Below are 20,482 nucleotides of genomic sequence, written 5' to 3'. Positions count from 1 at the left end.
ATTAATCTAGTCGAAAATTAATCAATCAAAGCCAATTGACTTTTCATTTTTGATTTCAATTCCTTGCTAATCGTTGTCAATGGCAAACGAACTTCTTCCGTTCCGATATCCAATAACTCCAAGCAGTATTTAATTCCTGATGGATTACCTTCTGCGAAGAATGAATCAGTGATATCTAATACCTTGAAATGCTCATTTTTTGCAGTGGTCAAATCGCCCTCAAAAGTGGCATTAATCATTGTAGAAAATTGTTTTGGTAAAGCATTCGCCACAACAGAAATCACACCATGACCACCCATTGCCGTTATAGGCATTGCAAGTGCATCTTCTCCAGACAGAACAGCAAAACCTTCAGGTGCATTTTTCAAAATTTGCATCACTTGATCCATATTTCCTGAAGCTTCCTTAACACCAACAATATTTTCAACTTTTGCTAAAGCTAAAGTCGTTTCTGCCGTCATATTACTTGCAGTTCTTCCAGGAACATTATACAAAATAATCGGCTTTTTCGTCACAGCTGCAATTGCTTCAAAATGAGCAATAATTCCACGTTGACTTGGTTTATTGTAATGTGGCGAAGCACTTAAAAAACCATCAACACCCTCATTATCAAAGTTTTTAAACTCCTCAACTAAAGAAGCAGTACAATTATCAGCCATTCCTAAAACGATAGGTAACTTCCCTTTATTTTGGTCAATTATTATTTCCAAAACTAGGTCTTTTTCATCTGCTGTTAATGTCGCTGTTTCTCCAGTAGTTCCTTGAACAACTAAAAAATCTGTTCCATTATCAATTTGAAAATCTACTAATTTTCTTAGTGCTTTCTCGTCTACACTTCCCTCTGTTGTAAATGGTGTAACCAAGGCCACTCCCGTTCCTTTAAATTGCATTATAATCGAATTTTGGTTAAATAATTATTTATTTGTGTGAACAACTTTCCTCCAGTTAGTCCTGAATCAGTAAATGATAAGTCAAAGTTAGGTAAAGTTTCTTTTTCTATACCTATACTCATCAAATTTGAATGTTTTATAACTTGTTTTAATAAAGCAGATTCATTTTCAAGTGCCACAATTAAAACGCCTTCTTTTTGATTCATTAAAAGTCCTCTTAACATTGGTGTCTTTAATTTCCCTAGAAGGTTAAAATCTCTTTTGGATAGATAATATGAATTCTGAATTTGCGGTAAATCTTCTATTTTCTTAGAATTATCTGTAATCATTAGATAGAAAAAAGACTCAATATTTTCAAGGTTGTTCTCTACATTGCCCTTCAATTTGTGAAAGTCGTCTTTATTTTTCCAATTAGAAATTATGATAATTTTCTTCTTCATTTTTATTTTAAATTCTTTTAAATCTTCTAATTGCATTTACGCTAGAATGGTCGATTACTCCCTTTGGTCATGAAATCGCTGCGCTAAATTTACCAATCGTGTCTACGGTTATTTCCGTGCCATAAACAGCTTCAGTCACCCAATGTTTACCCCGTTGCCTGAGCCTGTCAAAGCAAAAGTCAAACTCATCATTCCCCCTTAATCAATTTTATGAAATCCGCTTCCGATAATATTTCAACTCCTAGCTTTTCTGCTTTCTCAAGTTTTGCTGGTCCCATATTGTCTCCCGCTACGATAAACGTAGTTTTAGATGAAATACTTCCCACGTTCTTTCCTCCGTTTGCTTCAATGGCTTCTTTTAATTCTTTTCTAGAAAGTGTTTGAAAAACTCCTGAAACAACGATAGATTTTCCTTGTAAAACAGCACTATCCAATTCTTTTTCTACTATTTCGAATTGCAAGCCAGCTGTTTTCAATCCGGCCACAATTTGATTATTCTCTTCTTGTAAGAAATGTTGTTGAATCGAAATTGCAATCTTTTCTCCTACTTCGTCAATTGCGATTAATTCATCAAAAGTTGCTGCTTTTATGGCATCAATATTTTTTAATGCTTTGGCTATTTTCTTTGCGACAGTTTCACCAACATGGCGAATTCCTAAAGCAAATAAAACTCTTTCGAATGGAATCTTCTTTGATTCTTCAAGTCCTTTTAATAAATTATTAGCTGATTTATCTCCCATTCTTTCTAATCCTGCGATTTGATCAAATGTTAATGTATACAAACCAGCACTGTTATGAATCAATCCTTCCGAAAATAATTGTTCCACTGTTTCAGCTCCTATTCCTTCAATATCCATTGCTTTTCTAGAAATGAAATGAATAATTCGACCTGTGATTTGAGGTGGACATCCTAAATCGTTTGGACAATAATGATGTGCTTCACCTTCTAATCTCTGCAATTTAGAATCACATTCCGGACAAACAGAAATAAATTCAACTTTCTTTGCTGATTCAGCTCTTTGGGTTAAATCTACGGCAACTATTTTAGGTATAATTTCTCCTCCTTTTTCGACATAAACAACATCATTCTCATGAAGGTCCAACTTATTAATTTGATCTTCGTTGTATAAAGAAGCACGGCGAACAATTGTTCCTCCTAATGCCACTGGTGAAAGGTTAGCCACTGGAGTTACTGCACCAGTTCTTCCCACTTGATACGTCACCGCTTCCAAATCGGCACTGGCCTGTTCTGTTTTAAATTTATAAGCAATTGCCCAACGCGGAGATTTTGCTGTATTTCCTAATTCCTCTTGTTGACTATAATCATCAACCTTAATCACAACGCCATCAATTTCGAAGGGTAAATCAGCACGTTTTTCATCCCAATAATGGATAAACTCCATAATTCCTTCAATAGAATCTGTCTTTTTTAAATATTTCTTTTGCGGAGTTGGAATTTTGAATCCCCATTCTCCGGCATTTAAAACACTGTTATAATGTCCTTCAGCTGGAAGGTCTGTTCCATAAACTCCATACAAAAAGCAATCTAAACCTCGTTCTGCAACAACTTTAGAGTCTTGCATTTTTAAAGTTCCAGAAGCTGAATTTCTTGGATTAGCAAAAAGTTCCTCCCCATTTTCTTCCCTTGTTTTATTCAAGGAACTGAAAGATTCCAAAGGAAAAAATATCTCTCCACGAATTTCAAATAAATCTGGATAATTTCCTTTAAGATGCAAAGGAATAGTGCGAATTGTTTTGACATTCGCAGAAACATCTTCCCCTTGAGTACCATCCCCACGTGTAATTGCTTGAACTAAAGCTCCATTTTCATATCGAATCCCAATAGCAACTCCATCATATTTCAATTCACAAACATAGTTTACTTGTCCATGAACCAATTTTTTCACACGGTTTTCCCATTCAATAATCTCTTCTTCAGAATATGAATTTGATAATGAAAGCATAGGATATTCATGCTTAACGGTATTAAATTTCTTTGTAATATCTCCTCCAACTCTTTTTGTTGGACTATTTGGGTAAGCTAATTCAGGAAACTTTTCTTCTAGATCTTGCAATTCTTTCAATCGCTGATCGTATTCAAAATCTGAAACTTCAGAAACGTTTTCTATATAATATTGATGATTGTAAAGATTTAATTCCTTTGATAAATCTTCAATCCTTGTAGTCGCCTCTTTAATGTTCATTATTACTCGGTTTTATAAAACTGCGGATCGGTTAACCTTATTTCTTAAAATTGTGCATGAATCATTCTGTCCTTGCCTTGTAAATCTTTACGAATCTCAACCTTAGTAAATCCATAAAAATGGAGTACTTCTTCAACCTCTTTGGCCATTTCTTCATGTACCTCAAAAAATAAACTTCCTTTTGGCACTAAATGATCTCTTGCATAAAGTGAAATCGCCTTATAGAAAAGTAAAGGCTTATTATTAGGAACGAATAACGCTGTTCCTGGTTCATGATCTAAAACATGATCCTTCATTCCTGCTTTTTCTTCCAATGGAATATAAGGAGGATTCGAAACAATTAAATCCCATTTATAACGTGAATAAGTATTTAGACTTAAAGCATTTGCAAAGTCAAAAGTGACATCTATATTTAATTTTTGGGCATTTTCACTCGCTAAATCTATCGCGTTTTGAATGACATCTACACCAAAAACATTACTTCTAGGAATGTTATCCTTTACTGCTAAAGCGATACATCCAGAACCTGTTCCAACATCCAAAACCTTTGGACTTCTATTTTTCCATAATTCAACTATCCAATCTACTAATTCTTCAGTTTCAGGACGTGGAATCAAAGCACGTCGGTCAATATTTAACTTTAAATCATAAAAATAGACAGCCCCCATTACATATTGAACAGGTTTTCCACTATTGATTTCTTTTATCGCCTGTTCCAATTGTTTGATAATCTCTTCTGGAACTTTCTGATTTTTATTCAATAACAAATCTGTACCGTCTTGATCCATATAATGCATCATGAACATTTTTGCAATCTGTCTTTTTTCTCGGGAATTAAATTGATCGTTTAGATTTTCGCTAAATCGAATCAACATTTCATTTACAGTATACATAACATTCAATATTTTGTGTAAAAGTAGTAATAAATTAAGGGCTAGTTCTACTAAAATATTCTAAATTAAGTCTAGATTTGTAATTCAAAACAATTTGTCACAATTAGCTATGGATATTAAAAAAATGGAGCAATACGCTTCACAAACAAGAAGAGATATTGTAAGAATGGTAGCCGCTGTAAGTTCTGGACACCCAGGAGGTTCCTTAGGTTGCGCTGACTTCTTTACAGTAATGTACCACAAAATTTTAAAGCAAGATCCAAAAAACTTTACCATGGACGGTGAAGGTGAAGATTTATTTTTCCTTTCAAATGGACATATTTCACCAGTCTGGTACAGTGCTTTAGCGCGTGCAAATTACTTCCCTGTTGAAGAGTTAGCAACATTTAGAAAGTTAAACTCTCGTCTACAAGGACACCCAAGTGTAGATCATGATTTACCTGGAATACGCGCAGCTTCAGGATCTTTAGGTCAAGGACTTTCAATGGGAATTGGAGCAGCACAAGCCAAAAAACTAAACAATGACGATCGTTATGTTTATGTATTGATGGGTGATGGAGAATTGCAAGAAGGTCAAATTTGGGAAGCTGCCATGTATGCTGCTGCAAAAGGTGTTGACAATTTAATTGCTACGGTTGACTATAATGGTCGCCAAATTGATGGAGATGTTGAAGATGTCTTATCATTAGGAAACCTAAAGAATAAATGGCAAGCTTTTGGTTGGGAAACATTAGAAGTTGATGGTCACAATATGGAAGAATTAATTTCTACTTATGAAGAAGCTCAATCTTTATGTGGACAAGGGAAACCAGTTATGGTTTTAATGAAAACTGAGATGGGTCAAGGAGTTGATTATATGACTGGAACTCATAAATGGCATGGATCGGCGCCAAATACTGAGCAATTAGAAAGCGCTTTGAATCAATTAGAAATGACATTAGGAGATTACTAAATTGAAGATTCGCTAAGCGAAAAGAAGTTAAGAATGAAAAAGTTAATTATTGCGTTATTTGTTAGTCTTGCTGGATTTAGTTATTCACAAGAAGAACTGACGCGTATACTTTTTATCCTTGATGCTTCAAATTCCATGAATAAAAAATGGGGTAATGAATCTCGATTTATCACTGCTAAACGGATCATCTCGAATTCCGTAGATAGTTTAAGAGGCATTCCTAACTTGGAAATTGCTTTACGTGTTTATGGACACCAGTCTCCAATTACAGCCAATTATCAAGATTGTGCGGATACAAAATTAGAAGTTGCTTTCGCCAAGAACAATCATGATGCTGTGCTGGGTAGATTAAGAACTATTCGCGCAAAAGGTACAACTCCAATTGCTCGTTCCTTGGAACAATCAGCTGATGATTTCCCTGATCGTAAGGCTAGAAATGTAATTATTCTGGTTACAGATGGTGTTGAAGCTTGTGATGATGAACCGTGTGTAATTGCAGATAAACTCCGTGCAAAAGGAATTACAATTAGTCCCTTCGTAATTGGATTAGGTTTAGACATGTCTTACTTATCACATTTCGATTGTTATGGGAATTATAAATCTGCAGAAGATCCTGCGGCTTTCGAGGCGGTACTTAAAAATGTAGTTGATAAAGCCCTAGTGAATACAACTGTACAAATAAATTTGAATACTATTCACGGAAAACCGCTGGAAACAGATGTAACAATGAATTTATATGAAGCAGGCACTAGAAATTTAAAGTACACTTATGTGCATACTTTGAATGAATTAAAATTGCCTGATACTATAATTTTGGACCCCAGTATTCAATATGATTTATTTGTAAAGACTTTACCTCAACAAATAAAAAAAGGAATTAAAATTCATAAAAACACACATAATACAATTGTACTTCCCGCACCACAAGGTAAGTTAAAAGTCGTTTTTGATCAACCTACGCGCTATAACTTTGTTGATGTACGTGTGATGGAAAAAGGAAAAGTTAACACTTTGAATGTTCAGAAATTTGACCAAATACAAGACTATATTGTTGGTGATTATGAATTAGAAATTCTAACACTTCCACGGAGATATAGATCAATTAAGATAGATCAAAGTTCATTAAACACAGTCTCTATTGATGCTCCCGGAATTGTTAACTTTAAAGCTTATAAAATTGTCACAGCTCAAATTTTTGAAATCAAAGACCAAAACATTTTTGAATGGGTTTGTGATTTAGATGAGAAAACAAATAGCAATACATTTATCCTTCAACCAGGTAAATATATGGTGGTTTATAGACAAGCAGATATGAAATCGACCAGCTACACTAAACAAAAAGATTTTAACGTATATTCGAACAAAACAGTAACGATAAATTTATAATGGAAAAGAAAATCAATATTTTAGGCCAAAAAGATACACGCTCCGGATTCGGAGAAGGTTTACACGAACTTGGTAAATCTCATCCTAATGTTGTGGCACTTTGTGCTGATTTAACAGGATCTTTAAAAATGAATGCTTTCGAAGATGATTTTTCTGATCGTTTTTTCCAAGTTGGTATATCTGAAGCTAATATGATTAGCATGGCTGCTGGATTGACAATTGGTGGGAAAATTCCTTTCACAGGAACATTTGCAAACTTCTCAACAGGAAGAGTTTATGACCAAATTCGTCAATCTGTTGCTTACTCCAAGAAAAATGTAAAGATTTGTGCTTCTCACGCTGGTTTAACACTTGGTGAAGATGGTGCAACACATCAAATATTGGAAGATATTGGTATGATGAAAATGATGCCTAACATGACAGTCATCGTTCCTGCAGATTTTAATCAAACAAAACAAGCTACAAAAGCTATCGCTGATTTAGATGGAGCAGTTTACCTTCGTTTTGGTCGTCCTAAAGTTCCAATTTTCGTAGCTGATGACGCTGAATTCGTTATTGGAAAAGCAGATACAATTTTCGAAGGAAAAGATGTTTCAATTATCGCATGTGGACACATGGTTTATAAAGCAATTGAAGCGGCACAAGAATTGGCAAAAGATGGAATCGATGCGGAAGTAATCAATATGCACACGATCAAACCTTTGGATGTACAAGCAATTTTGGCAACAGCTAAGAAAACGGGTTGTGTTGTTACCGCTGAGGAACACATGATCAACGGTGGATTGGGTGATTCTGTTGCGCAAGTTTTAACAAAAAACACTCCTACTCCGCAAGAATTTGTTGGAGTTGATGATACTTTCGGTGAAAGTGGAACGCCTGATGAATTAATGACAAAATACAATATCGACACAGCAGATGTGATTGCTGCAGCTAAGAAAGCGATCTCACGCAAAAAATAATACTTATAATTAAACAGTTCTTTGGAATTTATTTCCAGAGGACTGTTTTTTTTGCCCTAACTTCCTTAGAAGTTTAACTCTGTTTGAAAGCCAATAAATACATTTCTGATGAAAAACACCTTAAGCTCAACTGAAAAATTCAAGCAATTCCAAGGACAAACAAGTCCATTTCCTTTTCTAATCGAAGTTGATTATGCGAAAGGAAACTACATTTATGATAAGCAAGGAAAATCTTATTTAGATATGATCGCTGGAGTTGCGGTAAACAATATTGGACACAACCATCCTGAAGTTGTAAAAGCTTTAAAAGGGCAAATTGATCGACATCTGCATGTCATGGTCTATGGTGAGTTTATTCAAGATGCTCCTTTAGAAATGGCAGAACAATTGACTGCAATTCTACCTGACTCTTTAAATTCAGTCTATGCTGTAAATTCTGGTACGGAAGCCAACGAGGCCGCGATAAAATTAGCAAAACGTGTTACTGAGAGAAGAGAAATAATTTCATGCTACGGAGCTTATCATGGAAGTACAAATGGGAGTTTAAGTTTATCGAGTAAAGAAATAAAGAAAAAACCATTTGAACCTTTACTTCCTGAGGTGAATTTTATTCGTCACAACGTGATTGAAGACTTAGAACTAATTACAGATAAAACAGCAGGTGTATTTATAGAAACAATTCAAGGAGATGCTGGAGTTCGTCAAGCTTCAACCGAATATTTGACAGCATTACGCAAAAGATGTGATAAAACGGGAACTCAACTTATTTTTGATGAAATTCAATGTGGTTTAGGTCGAGCAGGAAAGAATTTTGCTTTCGAACATGCTGGAATTGTTCCAGACATTTTAACCCTTGGGAAAGCACTTGGAGGTGGAATGCCTATTGGAGCTTTGGTGAGTAGTAAAGATAAATTAGATCTTTTTAGTCACGACCCTATTCTTGGCCATATCACAACTTTCGGTGGACACCCTGTCGTTTGTGCAGCTGCAGCAGCCGGTTTAAAAGTCTTATCTGAAATTGATTACGATGAAGTGAATAGAATAGGCCAATTCATAGAGGATGAACTCTTGAAACAAAAGTTAGTTAAAGAAGTCAGAAGAATAGGTTTCATGTTTGCTATCGACATGGAAAATGCTGAAATAGTCAACGAAATAGTAATGAAATGCATGGAAAGAGGTTTAATTTCATTTTGGTTCTTGTCTCATCCAGAAAGTTTTAGGTTAAGCCCACCATTGACTTTGAGTTTTGAAGAAGCAGAGAAAGCTATTGAGATTATACTTGAGGTCATGTCTATGTTGAACTATGAAGCCAACAGGTAACACTCGAGCTAATGAATTGGTGAATCAATGAATATTCCTCAGATTCAAGCTGATTAATACTGAAGTCGGCTATAAATCCCTGCAGATTTAATGGATTCCGCAGATATTACTTATCACAATAAAAAATTGCAACTCCATTTGAAGCCTGCTATTCCTCTCCCAATTTTCTCTGCTTACCAAAGTTAAGAGTCAATTCAACGACTAAACTTTTAAGCCAACAACTTAGTGTCATGAACCAAAATAGAGTTTCTCTCCAAGTGAATCAAACCATCTTGTTTAAATTCATTAAGAATTGTTGTCACCTTCTGTCTTGAAATTCCAGTAATACTCGCAATTTCCTGATGGGTCAAATTATGCTTTATGAGCATTTCGTACCCTACTGGTTTTCCAATATCTTCCGCTAGTTCTTTTATGAAATCAATAATTCTATTTTTCGATTTTTTAAGCATCACTGATGTCAATCGGTTATCAAGTCTACGGTAATTAGTTAGTATGTTTTTGACAACCTTCGCATTAATCGCTAGATTAGATGTACAAATGTTCTTAAAATCTTCTAAAGGAATGGAGTAAACTACTGTATCCTTGTCCATCACAATTGCCGTATCCTTATGGTGCGTAAACATATTTGGATCTATAGCAGCATTCTCTCCATAATAATCACCTGGATTCAAAATTCGTTTTATGCTCTCTTTTTCAGAATCTGAGGATTTAACTATCTTAATTCTACCTGTATGCACAAAGAACACATCTTTTACTGGATCATCAACTTCGAAGATATTTGCATTTTTAGAATATTTATTTTCTTTAAAAATACTTTGTAGTTCCATTTTTTGATCCAGTGTAAGTTCGTCGAACAACTCAATACCATCAATAAACCACAATTTTGTATTTTTCATAACTTTTTCACTTTTTTTTTAGAACGAGTGTATTTTTTACACTCCCTTTAACAAAACAATAAAGAATTAAAAAGGTTTAGGTTCTAGTAAATTAGTTTACAATAGAAAAGAGAAAATTGTTAACTCATTTGTCTTAAATATTAAATTAAAACTACGGCTATCCCTTTGAATCAGCTAGAATACTCGTAAAAGTTTGAGTTAGCAAATGTACAACATGACTTTTATAATTCTAAAAAACCAGAATTTATTTAACTTTTTTTCGAATCTAAAGGCTTAAGTCATCGTGCGATTTGACTTTGTACAGATTGAAGGGAAGTAATGCTTTTTAGATAAAACTGTATTGATTTTATCTGAATTTAACATGACAATTAATTAGTTGTACAAACATTATATACGAAATAAAAGGCTTGCAAATCCCTATGGACTCCGATTCAGATAATCATGAGAACCTAATAAGACTTTTGTGTTCATCCAAAACCTTGAATGTATCATTGAAACACTCAGACTTCTTTAAAACCATGTCCTCGATGAAATAGTGATAGACTTCTGTAAAACGAAAAAAGCCTTCCCTAAAGGGAAAGCTTTTATTCTTAGTGAGCCCGAAAGGTTTTGAAGAATTCATATTTGACAGTACTTGTAGAAGATTGGTAACACAGGGTATCACGGTTATTGAAGTTTTTTAGTTTTTAATCTTAGCTTTTGCATTGTACAATTAACCTGAATTTGATATTATTCCCTTATAATTCTTTTAATCTTCTAATAAAGTTATTGATTTGTTCTTTTGCATTTTTATCCCAAAATTTATCAGTATGCATATCTATTTCTACATCTTCAGGTTTACCTGTTTCTGATTTTTTTATTCTAAATATTTGCTTGTATTTTTGACCTTCTGGTCTTTCCTTTATTAATTCTCTGAACTCTGGCAATAAACATCTTTTTATTAATTCCTTTTCAGATGATTTAGCGTTTCCTAAAATATTAGTAAAGCTATTTTCTAGTAACTCAATATATTCCTCAACATTATTATTGTAGGAATTATCTAAAATCAATAACCAAATGTCAATAGTGTTATTTAAAACTTTTTCTTTATTATTGTTTGAAGATAAAAGCAGAGGAAATTCTTTTTCTATTTTATTTGTGATGATTTTTGTTATTTCGTCTTCAGGTCTTAATTGAAGCATTGATAAGCAAGTTCTGAAAATTTCAATCATACTAAGATATGCATCTAAGTTTGATACGATTTCTACATTACTAACTTTATTCAAATAAGCTAACCACTGTTTATCATCCCTCAAGTCTCTTGGTTTATCTAAAAGTAAAATTTTATTAACTATAGAATGGCTTTTCAAAATCTCTTTATTTTTTTTATTAATATTAAGTATTTCAATTTCTATTTTCTTCATATTCTCTTTTAACTCATTATTCTGATACAACGGAAATACAACTCCTAAAACAATTCCAAACAACCCGAAAATAGTAGTGTAAACTGACCAAGAGCTTGAATAGAAATTTTCAACAATATCACTATCTATTATTTTATCAGCTGAGGCTATCATCGTTCCAGCCTTGAAACCAAAACCTGAAGCCAAGAAAATTAAGAAAGCAAAAACAACTAAAAAAAAATGCCAGGTTTTAAATTTCATACCTCTATCTTTTATATTCTTTCTTTTTCAGTAATTCTAAATTATTTTCTCCGAAAACCATTTTAAGTACCTGGTCTTTTTTTTCAGCACTTAACTCAATGGTCAACTGTGCTTTTATGTCTGAGTTTATATCCTTGGGAAGTTCATTTGGGTAGTAAAAAATTTCAAGTAAGGTTTTACCTACATTTTTCGCGAATAATTCTAGTGTTTCTAAGTCAGTTTTTGACCTTCCAGATTCAAATCTCGCATAAGCAGATTGTGAAATCTCCATCAAGTCCGCCATCATTTCTTGGCTGTAATTCTTTGATTCTCTAATGTTTTTAACGGTTTCCAGTACTTGATTTCTTTCGGTTTTCATATTAATAAAATTAAAGGTTTGATATTCAGTTCATTAATCAAATACAGACTATTTCAACCCAAATAAAGACTAAATAGTTTTGGTTAAGTCGTTTTTTGACTTAAATTTGTCTAAAGTTGTTCAAGACTGTCAAAATAATGCAAGAATAAAGCCATTAAGGGCTGTATACGGCATTGAGCGTAGGAAAATTAGTAACCAATAAAAAATAGATATATGAAAGGATTAAGTTTAAAAGAAGCGAAAAAGGATTTTCCAGTGATCGGGAAATTCATCCAAGAAGTTTTTGGAGAGAACGAAATGCAAGTTTATGACTGGTTAAGTCAAGTAAAGTTTGATCCTGGCCCAGTAGACTCGAGAAAAAAAAGAGTATTAATAGTAGCTGGTTCTCCAGCAAGTGGAAAGAGTACTTTTTTAGAAATAGTGAAAACATTGTTTTCTTTTGATGGTGTAGAGATATCGAAATACGAGCTTGAAAGAGAATATAACAGTCATTGGATTGCAAAATCTATGGTGTGTATAGATGAATTTTATTTTGATAAAATTAAACATCAAGAAATCATAAAAGCAATGGCGAATAGCGTTTTTTCCCGTGTGAAAAAGAAAGGGAGCATTGATACCGCAATACGCCCTAAATTAAATTTCCTACTCGTATCAAACGATTTAGAAGGCGCTAAAAAATTAGTTGTAAATAACAGAAAGAGCTTTATCATTCAAACAACTGGTAATGATATCACACCTTCACCTAAAGAATTTTTAGCAGATAAAAACAAGGAGCTTTCTCTTATGGCTGAAGATGAACTTATAAAATTAACAGACTACTTATATACCAATTTTAAAAAGTAATAACCAACCAGGGGAACTAGATTTAGTTCCCCACAAAAAATAAAAATCATGAAAAAAAAGACAATCGAAAGATTTAAAGAGGTGCTTACACCTACAGAAGCGGCTGAATATTTAGGCGTTTCAAGAAGAACTGTAGATCGTGCCGCTGAAGATGGAAAACTAAACAAATACCGCATTAATGGTGGCCAAAGGGTTTTCTATAAAAAAGAAGAGTTAGAAAAATTATTCACTATTGAAGATTAGGGAGATGGAAGAAATAAAAGAATACCTCGAAAAGAAAAAAGACCAAGCAGCAAATGAAGTAATAGCCTATAGTGCGTCAGGGCTATTTAGTGCTTTTATGACAAAAGAAAAAAGAGTCAATTTAAAAGTAAAGCTAGAAGCTTCAGAACGGAAATACAAAAAAGTTAAAAAAATGCTTCAATGCTTAGAAGAAAAATCCGTTGCGACTTCTACCGAAAATATAGCAGGTGCTTATGTCCACCTTTCACATCTTTTAATGAACGAAATAGAACGCGAAACTAGCTCCATTGATGTGCAAAAAAACGAAATGTTTGCACGCTTGAGAGTATCAGAATTAGAGTTTGCACATAGCCAGTTGAAAAGTTCACTCTGGACGTATGAATCACAGAAATATTTATAGATCATGAAAATTCTAAAGAAACCCGACAACATTGTTTTTGACACAGCCACGCCACATGTAAGAATTTGCCAGGCAAAATCATATGAAATAGTTTGTCCATTACATCACGTGAATAATGTTACTGATTATATATTTCTGAAGGAACATTTTCCATCATTAACAAAAGGAACAGATCACCCAATTATGGAAAACTTTCATCAATCATATTATTTCAAAATTAAAGATCATGTACAAATACAACATACTCCATAAACTCAAACAACTTTCTGTTGAGGATTATCAAATCTCATGGAGATTTTTCCCCGAAGCATTAAATGTTTCCGAAGCAACCTGGAAAAGGTGGATATACCTAAAAAAAGATGATCCTTCAGAAATACGTATTTCTCAACTTCAACTTATTGCTTCTTTTTTTGACTGTCCTATAGAAGAATTAATCGAAGACCAGGAGGAAAAGAAATCAATCAAAACACATTTTAAGAATTTTAAACTAATGCTATGAATATTATAGACGAAATAAAACAAGAAATTACTGAAGAACGGCTTCGCGAAGGTTGGGTTTTTGAATTGAATAATTCAAATAAGTTTTCTACTGGAGACACAGAGTTTGAAAGAACCCTAAAATTACATTATTCCCAATCAAAGAACAAATTCTGTTCTGATTTCAAAGAAGTGTTTAACGGCGATACAATAAGCGAAGGATTTATGATTTCCGATTTTGATGAAGCTCGTGAATTAGTGAAAATAATTATTGGTGATTTTAAAGATCTCGAACTCCACGAAATGAAACGCAACTACTAATCAAAAATAAAAGCCATGGTTCTATCATTTAACAAACTAGCATTCAAGTATAAAATACTGGAGGAATCAAAGATTCATACCATTAGAAAGGATTCAGAAAAACAATGGCATGAAGGAATGGATATTCATTTTTGGTTAGGTGTTCCTGGAAAGAAGGAGTCCAACCCTACCCCGCATCAATTCGCTACAGGCAAAGCTAAGATGGTGTTAGAAGTTTATATTCATTCAAAAAGGAACATTGTTTTAATTGGTGGATCTAGCTATGGACTGCAAAAAGCAGCCTTAGAAAAATTCGCGATTAATGATGGTTTTCGTTCCTGGGAAGAAATGAAAGCCTACTTTCCTGAAGAAGGCTACTATAGAATTATCTATTTCAAGGAAGTGAAAGACATTTTGAACAATCAACTCACCATTTTTTAAAAATAAGAATATGCAAGAAATTGAGAAAATAGCGCTCCATTCAGAGCAACTAATATTCGAAATAAATTACAAAGTGCAAGACTTAAACCTTGCGCTTTTGCAATTATCAATAGAAATCGAGGATATAGGAAAGAAAGACTTTTTAAGAAATGAAATCATTGAAGCAATCAACCAGTTGCTAAAGTTTCAAAACTATATCGATAAAAAAAGAATATCCCTTATAAAAGTGTATAACCTTTTTGAAATGAAAAAAGTGGATTTAAAACAAACTCGAATATTACAAAAACCTACAAAAGCTTTATACAATGTCTAACAATAATGAGAATAAAAGTAATCAACCACCTACACAATGGGAACTTGTTGAAAATTATATGAAAGAAAGGTTTGATATAAAACGAAATATTGTTGCCAACACTATTGAGTTTATTGATAAAGAAGATGATAATAAAAAGATAAATGAGTTGAACGAATATAGTATTTACAGAGATTTAAAGAAGAGAAATATTAAATTCTCTATTAATGATTTAAAAGCAATGCTGGCAAGTGATTTTGTTGAAGAATACAACCCTTTTGTTAACTATTTTACATCATTAAAGGAATATGATCCGATGAACGAACCTGATTATATTGAAAAGTTAACTAGTTATTTACCTGTAGAAAAAGGAAATGAATTGGCGTTTAAAACACAATTGAAAAAAATGTTTGTAAGATCAGTTGCATGTTCTCTAGGTGTTCAATTAAACAAGCATTGTTTTGTTTTCGTACAATCGGGTCAACACAATGGTAAAACGACTTTATTGAGGTGGTTTTGTCCTCCTGATTTAGAAAGTTATATTGCTGAAGATATTCTATTTGACAAAGACAGTTTAATTGCCTTATGTACAAACTTCATTATTAACCTGGATGAATTATCTAAATTATCAAATCATGATATTAATGCGATTAAATCTGTAATGTCAAAGGATGCGGTAAAAGCTCGTTTACCCTACTCTGCACGTGCTACGAGATTGATTAGAAGAGCTAATTTTGTTGCTTCTACAAACGAAACGGAGTTCTTAAGTGATCATACTGGTAACGTTCGTTGGATTGCTTTTAAATTGGATGGAAAAATAGATTTCAATTACAACAAAGACATTGACATCAATCGAATTTGGGCCCAGGCATATTATTTATTTAAAGGCGGTTTTCAGCATCAATTAACCAGGGAGGAAATAATGGAGAACGAAGAAAGAAATGTTGAGTTTATGCAACGCTCAATCGAGCAGGAACTTATTCAACAGTACTTCCACCCTGCTAATTTTCCAATCGACAAACAATACTGCTTTAAAACCACTACAGAGATCAAACATATCCTAGACCAGAAAACAATTTCTAACAGGATCACCATAAGAAAAGTTGGTGTTGCCTTGAAGGTTTTAGGTTATGTACAGACTGGTAATAGACTTGAAGGATCGGATTATCCGGTTAAAGGGTATTATATAAAAGAGAAGTGATTTAACAATTGGATGTCGAACAGATTTTAACTTTCGTGAAATGGTGCTTTCTACTGAATGTGAAAGCCTACCATTTTACTTATCGGGAATTAACTACTTATTTATTGTTCCAATTTTCAATTTTACTAACTAATAATTTCACCTTATCTTCTAAGTCAAGAATTTTGAGTGATTCCTCTTCCATATATTTTATTATCTCTGCTGAGTAATTTGTCTTGCTAAGATTGTATTTTAATTTTACATCTTTTCTAATATTTTGTATATTAACTTCAAGCTTTGTATTTACATCATTATCAAATTTTTTATTTCTCATAGCAATTCTATGATCATCATTTAGCCATTTTGTAATTACATCATTAGTTATATAATTTTCTATTTCTCGTCCTTTAGTAATCCAAAAGTTTTCAGTTCCTATTTCATCAGAAATTCGATCTTTAGTTGAATTCAATTTAGAATTTAAAGATTTGCCATCCCTATCCATTATGACAAAGGCATTACCATTTATTTTCAAAAGAGGAATCACATCACGATTAAACCACTCGTAATCAAATGTTAAATTTGAAAGTAGCTTACCTCCATAAAACATTATAGAGTAATGAATTCCCTCCTTTAGTTCAGGGTTTATTAAATGAATCCATTTATTAATGTAATTTCTATCGCTTGGACCCTCAACCCAAACAACACCATTACTTTGTAAAAGATCACTCGCTTTAATTCCAAGGTCGTTCAACAAATCCTTAGTTTCTGAAATTGAGACGATTGAAGTGGTTTTAGCCTCATTTCCATCATGGGAAACATGAATTATCTGTGCGTCATCGCTAGTGCTAAATGAGTCAATTACAACATTTGAATGAGTTGTCAGAAAGAAATAAGCGGAATTCTTAGTTGAATATGCACTAATATAGGAGAATAATCTTCTTTGGAGAGAGGGGTGAAGATTGTTTTCAAGTTCCTCAAATGCAAAAATATACGCGTTAGGTCTTGTTCTTTCAACTTTTGGACGAGTTATTAGGTTCAATAAAACAAGTAAAATAGTTTTAACTCCACTGCCCATCTTCGAAAGTGCTACTCTATTCTTTTTTGCATCCTCAAAAAATATTTCCCAATAATTATTTGAATTTTCTAACTGAATTAGGATACGAGAAAAATCAATATCAGGTTTAACAATATTATTAAGTTCTTCAAGTAATTCATTTTCTATCAATCTACTGTCTTGATCGGTACGATTAATAATTTGCTGTATATAATTTGTAGCTCCTGTTCCATTTGCGTTCAAACTCAGATCTCCTTTATTAGATTCAGGAATAATGTCTCTTTCAGCTGTTATTTTACATATTTTATAATCAGTTAAGGGTGTTTTAATCACATCTGCAAAAGCTCTTATATCATTTAAAGCAACATCATCATAAGTTCCTTTAATTTCAACATATTTCTTCTTTCCATTACTTTCAATTTGGTAAGTATATTCCCTCCCAATAAATTGTTTACCATACTCGTAGTTTGATGGAAAACCATAGTAAGAAGAGCTATTCTCTCCTTTTCTAAAAATTATCGAGACAACCTCCTTCTTTAAGGTTGTTGATACTAGAACCTCTGTTCCTATACCATTCCGTCCACCATTCAGGAAATCATGATTATTATCTGTAAGAAAGCCAACCAGATCGATTAATGTACTTTTGCCTGAGTTATTTTTACCGATAATTACGTTTATAGGTAAAATTTGTTCAAAGCCTCCACCTATCTCATCGAAGCTCTTATAGTTTTTGACAGTTATTTTATCAAATAGTTTCAAATTCACTTAAATTAAATATTTCCTTATTTTTTACTTTTTTTCTCCAAAATAGACTTCATACTAGAACTAAAATTTTTAGCAGCTTCTTTGCTTTGAATAATCTGATTTATTAAAAAAGTTAAAATAGTTCTTACATGAGTTGCATTTTCTAAACAATCTTGGTCAGATTCAGCGTGAAGTCCTTCACTTAACTCACTATGCAGAACTCCAAAAGGATTCAATCCATCAGGTTTTAAAATTGTTGGTAGTAAATCTTTAACTAAATTAATTTTATCCTGGGTTACTCTAGTATTTTTAGTTTTTTCAAGTGCTTCTTTATATTCTGCTCGATGTCCTTCTTCAATCAACTCTTCAATTGAGTCAAGCAATTCGTCAATTATTTCTTCTGTTATTCTTCTATAATAAGCAAATGCTCCAATTCCATAACCTTGAGATTCACAGACTAAACCTTTTCTAAAAGTCTTAGAGTGCTTTCCCAATGTTTTTTCAAGGTTTTTGTCCATTTTTATTTCCCATTCAGGATATTGTCCGTACTTGTATACATAATCTAGTTCAGGGCTTATATAAATACTAAATTCTCGAGTGAAATCTTTACAAGATTGGCATTTGTATTTTAACCTAAGTCTGGCGTTTCCACAAGGTGCATTCCAGGGTCCTAATTCATCTACATACTTATTAAACATATTAAAAGTTTGTGTTGATTTACAATTGCTACAATTCATATTTATAGCAGGCCTAGGCAATTGGTCGATAGTCGCGGGAATTCCACCTTTCAACTTTCTGAATAATGAATATTCTTCTAAAAATTCTTTATGCGGCATAATTTTGTGTTAAGTTCAGGTAAAACTAAGCTAAAAACTGTTCTTAGCGACAGCTAGCATTAGGTGTCTTGGTTCTATTTATTATCATTTTTTATTTTATCGACTAGTTCAATAGATTTTTCAAGAATTTTAGAATCATAATCATCTGTGTTTTAATTTGAAAAAATACCTTCTTAATTATTGATATTCCAGTCTCTAAAAATTTGCTTTACTTCGATAGGATTAATAGTTATTTATCTTCTTGAATTTTCTGGTTTTGGGATAATAATTTGATCATTTCCTTTTCTATCAAATTAGGACTATCTTCATCAGGAAAATTTTCCATTACATTAATTCCCATTTTGGGTGAAGGCAGAAATTTTATCTCCCTTCTTAATAATTCAGAAATTGTCTTTACTGCCAACTTTAGCCTACTGACCTTTGTAATATCGTCTGTATCATCTAGGTCTTTCTTTGCCTCATCAATTTCCTTATTAATTATTTCATCTACTAATTTTTTCTGTGCTTCTAAAATTGTTTGAGTCAATTCATTCTCTAATTTTAAGCTCTGTGCATAATTGGCAAAAATCTTTCCTTTTTGAATTTCAATATTTGCTTTAGTAGCTATTTTTATAATCTTTCCTACAATCGCTATTGCGGCACTAGTGGTAAATGCGACAACAAGCCAAATAGAACCAGGTTCAGCAGATACAATTTTAGATGAACCTCCGACATCCAAGGACGGAAGTTCAATGCCTTTCTTCAATTCATTTGCTAAAGACGCAAAATCTGAGAATGTATATTGATTAGGTAAGTAAATATTTAAAATATATTCCTCATCAATATTACTTTTCAAATTTACATATTCCTCTATACCCTCGCTTGCCAGATTAATGAAAGAAATAAAAGATTTTATATCTCTGTCTTCTGTATTTGGAATATCAGTTTGGTCTTCATACCCAGAATACCAACTCGAACTTTTTAGATTTTGAATTCTAGTTTCAAATAGATTTGTTTTTTCTATTTCATTTATTGCTTTTCTCAATTTGGTTAACCCGCTTACAGAGTAGTTCATATAACCACCGTGTACTTTAGAAGCATATGTAAATAGATTATTAGCAGTTTTTAGATATTTGATTATTTCTAATGAGTTCATTTTTTTATTTAATATTAAGCAATAAACTGTTTAAATAGTTTTTAGCAACTATAATTAAGTTATTTTGTTTCTATAATTTTATTAATTCTTACACTTACAAACCCTCTTCCCTAACTCTTCAGCTTTAGCTTCAGTCATTTTAGTTATACCAGATTTACATCTTCCTAATGCGGCATGTGATTTTATTTTATGGTAAATCTTACTTTCTCCACATACATAAACTGTTGTTGCTGAATCTGGTTTGCTGGATATTGGGTTTTCTGTCATTCCCAAACTAAAAAAGGAGATGAATAATAATGAAATGGTGGTTTTCCTGATCATGTAGTAAGATATATGTGTTATTTAGAGTAAATGTAACAATTAAATTGACTTTTTAAACTCCAATCTAAAAAAAACAACATTCTATCCTACTACTTACTACAAAGTTCTATAGGTATTATATTTATTAGGGTTTTGTTGTAGTAGGATATAATTTTCAATCTTACTACATCTTACTACAAAAAAAAAAGAAAGCTCTTGAAACTATTGAAAAAACTGGTGTAGTAGGATTATATCAGGACTAAACCGAAGTTACTACACAGTGTTTATGGTACTTA

The 20,482-nt window shown here is 32.6% G+C and carries 24 protein-coding genes; 13 read left to right on the top strand and 11 right to left on the bottom strand.

Going from position 1 to position 20,482, the window contains the following annotated elements; genetic code table 11:
* Positions 1-17: 17 nt before the first annotated feature.
* From dapA to prmC, 4 genes are all read right to left on the bottom strand, one after another.
* Positions 18-890, bottom strand: coding sequence for a 4-hydroxy-tetrahydrodipicolinate synthase (gene dapA, locus C6368_RS03995; protein WP_107037888.1), 873 nt, complete (start codon positions 888-890; stop codon positions 18-20).
* On the bottom strand, positions 890-1,330 hold the full coding sequence (locus C6368_RS03990; RefSeq protein WP_159038426.1) for a hypothetical protein: 441 nt from the start codon (positions 1,328-1,330) through the stop codon (positions 890-892). Before C6368_RS03990 ends, dapA begins: the two co-directional genes overlap by 1 nt.
* Before the next feature lie 188 nt (positions 1,331-1,518).
* Positions 1,519-3,534 carry an NAD-dependent DNA ligase LigA gene (gene ligA / locus C6368_RS03985; protein ID WP_107037886.1) on the bottom strand — a complete coding sequence of 672 codons (2,016 nt, stop codon included), beginning with the start codon at positions 3,532-3,534 and terminating at the stop codon, positions 1,519-1,521.
* A 44-nt stretch (positions 3,535-3,578) separates the two neighbouring features.
* Positions 3,579-4,427: a peptide chain release factor N(5)-glutamine methyltransferase gene (gene prmC, locus C6368_RS03980; RefSeq protein ID WP_107037885.1), complete on the bottom strand. Its 849-nt coding sequence runs from the start codon at positions 4,425-4,427 to the stop codon at positions 3,579-3,581.
* A gap of 109 nt (positions 4,428-4,536) precedes the next feature.
* Between prmC and C6368_RS03975 the strand changes: the two genes are divergently transcribed.
* From C6368_RS03975 to C6368_RS03960, 4 genes are all read left to right on the top strand, one after another.
* Positions 4,537-5,379 (top strand): transketolase, encoded by an 843-nt coding sequence (locus tag C6368_RS03975; protein WP_107037884.1) that lies wholly within the window; start codon positions 4,537-4,539, stop codon positions 5,377-5,379.
* Between the two features lie 33 nt (positions 5,380-5,412).
* A complete protein-coding gene (locus tag C6368_RS03970) occupies positions 5,413-6,765 on the top strand; it encodes a vWA domain-containing protein (protein WP_107037883.1) in 1,353 nt (450 codons plus the stop codon).
* Positions 6,765-7,724: a transketolase family protein gene (locus C6368_RS03965; RefSeq protein ID WP_107037882.1), complete on the top strand. Its 960-nt coding sequence runs from the start codon at positions 6,765-6,767 to the stop codon at positions 7,722-7,724. The genes C6368_RS03970 and C6368_RS03965 overlap by 1 nt, the downstream gene beginning before the upstream one ends.
* Positions 7,725-7,832: 108 nt before the next feature.
* Entirely contained in the window at positions 7,833-9,044 is a 1,212-nt protein-coding gene (locus tag C6368_RS03960; RefSeq protein ID WP_107037881.1) for an aspartate aminotransferase family protein, read from the top strand.
* Positions 9,045-9,253: 209 nt separating this feature from the next.
* On the opposite strand, the gene C6368_RS03955 is transcribed toward C6368_RS03960, so the two are convergent.
* The 3 genes from C6368_RS03955 to C6368_RS03945 all read right to left on the bottom strand — a co-directional run bounded on the left by C6368_RS03955 (position 9,254) and on the right by C6368_RS03945 (position 11,941).
* Positions 9,254-9,940 carry a Crp/Fnr family transcriptional regulator gene (locus C6368_RS03955; RefSeq protein ID WP_107037880.1) on the bottom strand — a complete coding sequence of 229 codons (687 nt, stop codon included), beginning with the start codon at positions 9,938-9,940 and terminating at the stop codon, positions 9,254-9,256.
* Positions 9,941-10,677: 737 nt separating this feature from the next.
* Positions 10,678-11,583, bottom strand: a complete 906-nt coding sequence (locus C6368_RS03950) for a hypothetical protein (protein WP_107037879.1) — start codon at positions 11,581-11,583, stop codon at positions 10,678-10,680.
* 4 nt (positions 11,584-11,587) lie between these two features.
* Positions 11,588-11,941, bottom strand: coding sequence for a helix-turn-helix domain-containing protein (locus tag C6368_RS03945; protein WP_107037878.1), 354 nt, complete (start codon positions 11,939-11,941; stop codon positions 11,588-11,590).
* 213 nt (positions 11,942-12,154) lie between these two features.
* Here C6368_RS03945 and C6368_RS03940 point away from each other — a divergent pair, with 213 nt between their 5' ends.
* From C6368_RS03940 to C6368_RS03900, 9 genes are read left to right on the top strand one after another with little or no spacing between them, the layout of a single operon-like run.
* Complete coding sequence (locus C6368_RS03940) at positions 12,155-12,784, top strand: DUF5906 domain-containing protein (RefSeq protein WP_107037877.1); 630 nt, start codon at positions 12,155-12,157, stop codon at positions 12,782-12,784.
* A gap of 48 nt (positions 12,785-12,832) precedes the next feature.
* Positions 12,833-13,027 carry a helix-turn-helix domain-containing protein gene (locus C6368_RS03935; RefSeq protein ID WP_107037876.1) on the top strand — a complete coding sequence of 65 codons (195 nt, stop codon included), beginning with the start codon at positions 12,833-12,835 and terminating at the stop codon, positions 13,025-13,027.
* A gap of 4 nt (positions 13,028-13,031) precedes the next feature.
* Complete coding sequence (locus C6368_RS03930; protein WP_159038425.1) at positions 13,032-13,427, top strand: hypothetical protein; 396 nt, start codon at positions 13,032-13,034, stop codon at positions 13,425-13,427.
* Positions 13,428-13,430: 3 nt separating this feature from the next.
* Positions 13,431-13,679, top strand: a complete 249-nt coding sequence (locus tag C6368_RS03925; protein WP_107037874.1) for a hypothetical protein — start codon at positions 13,431-13,433, stop codon at positions 13,677-13,679.
* Positions 13,654-13,926 carry a helix-turn-helix domain-containing protein gene (locus C6368_RS03920; protein ID WP_107037873.1) on the top strand — a complete coding sequence of 91 codons (273 nt, stop codon included), beginning with the start codon at positions 13,654-13,656 and terminating at the stop codon, positions 13,924-13,926. The genes C6368_RS03925 and C6368_RS03920 overlap by 26 nt, the downstream gene beginning before the upstream one ends.
* Positions 13,923-14,225 (top strand): hypothetical protein, encoded by a 303-nt coding sequence (locus tag C6368_RS03915; protein WP_107037872.1) that lies wholly within the window; start codon positions 13,923-13,925, stop codon positions 14,223-14,225. The genes C6368_RS03920 and C6368_RS03915 overlap by 4 nt, the downstream gene beginning before the upstream one ends.
* A gap of 15 nt (positions 14,226-14,240) precedes the next feature.
* Entirely contained in the window at positions 14,241-14,645 is a 405-nt protein-coding gene (locus C6368_RS03910; RefSeq protein ID WP_107037871.1) for a hypothetical protein, read from the top strand.
* 10 nt (positions 14,646-14,655) lie between these two features.
* A complete protein-coding gene (locus C6368_RS03905; protein WP_107037870.1) occupies positions 14,656-14,958 on the top strand; it encodes a hypothetical protein in 303 nt (100 codons plus the stop codon).
* Positions 14,951-16,138 carry a VapE domain-containing protein gene (locus tag C6368_RS03900; protein WP_107037869.1) on the top strand — a complete coding sequence of 396 codons (1,188 nt, stop codon included), beginning with the start codon at positions 14,951-14,953 and terminating at the stop codon, positions 16,136-16,138. The genes C6368_RS03905 and C6368_RS03900 overlap by 8 nt, the downstream gene beginning before the upstream one ends.
* 97 nt (positions 16,139-16,235) lie before the next feature.
* Here C6368_RS03900 and C6368_RS03895 read toward each other — a convergent pair whose 3' ends face one another.
* From C6368_RS03895 to C6368_RS03880, 4 genes are all read right to left on the bottom strand, one after another.
* On the bottom strand, positions 16,236-17,936 hold the full coding sequence (locus C6368_RS03895; RefSeq protein WP_107037868.1) for an ATP-dependent nuclease: 1,701 nt from the start codon (positions 17,934-17,936) through the stop codon (positions 16,236-16,238).
* 17 nt (positions 17,937-17,953) lie between these two features.
* Positions 17,954-18,613: a hypothetical protein gene (locus C6368_RS03890; protein ID WP_159038424.1), complete on the bottom strand. Its 660-nt coding sequence runs from the start codon at positions 18,611-18,613 to the stop codon at positions 17,954-17,956.
* A gap of 367 nt (positions 18,614-18,980) precedes the next feature.
* On the bottom strand, positions 18,981-19,886 hold the full coding sequence (locus C6368_RS03885) for a hypothetical protein (RefSeq protein ID WP_107037866.1): 906 nt from the start codon (positions 19,884-19,886) through the stop codon (positions 18,981-18,983).
* A gap of 81 nt (positions 19,887-19,967) precedes the next feature.
* Positions 19,968-20,207 (bottom strand): hypothetical protein, encoded by a 240-nt coding sequence (locus tag C6368_RS03880; protein ID WP_159038423.1) that lies wholly within the window; start codon positions 20,205-20,207, stop codon positions 19,968-19,970.
* Positions 20,208-20,482: the final 275 nt, after the last annotated feature.

This window comes from Brumimicrobium mesophilum (assembly GCF_003025005.1).
In the GTDB taxonomy this organism is placed as follows: domain Bacteria; phylum Bacteroidota; class Bacteroidia; order Flavobacteriales_D; family Crocinitomicaceae; genus Brumimicrobium; species Brumimicrobium mesophilum.
The sequence above is the reverse complement of the archived record's forward strand: the minus strand, read 5'-3'. Positions and strand labels throughout refer to the sequence as shown.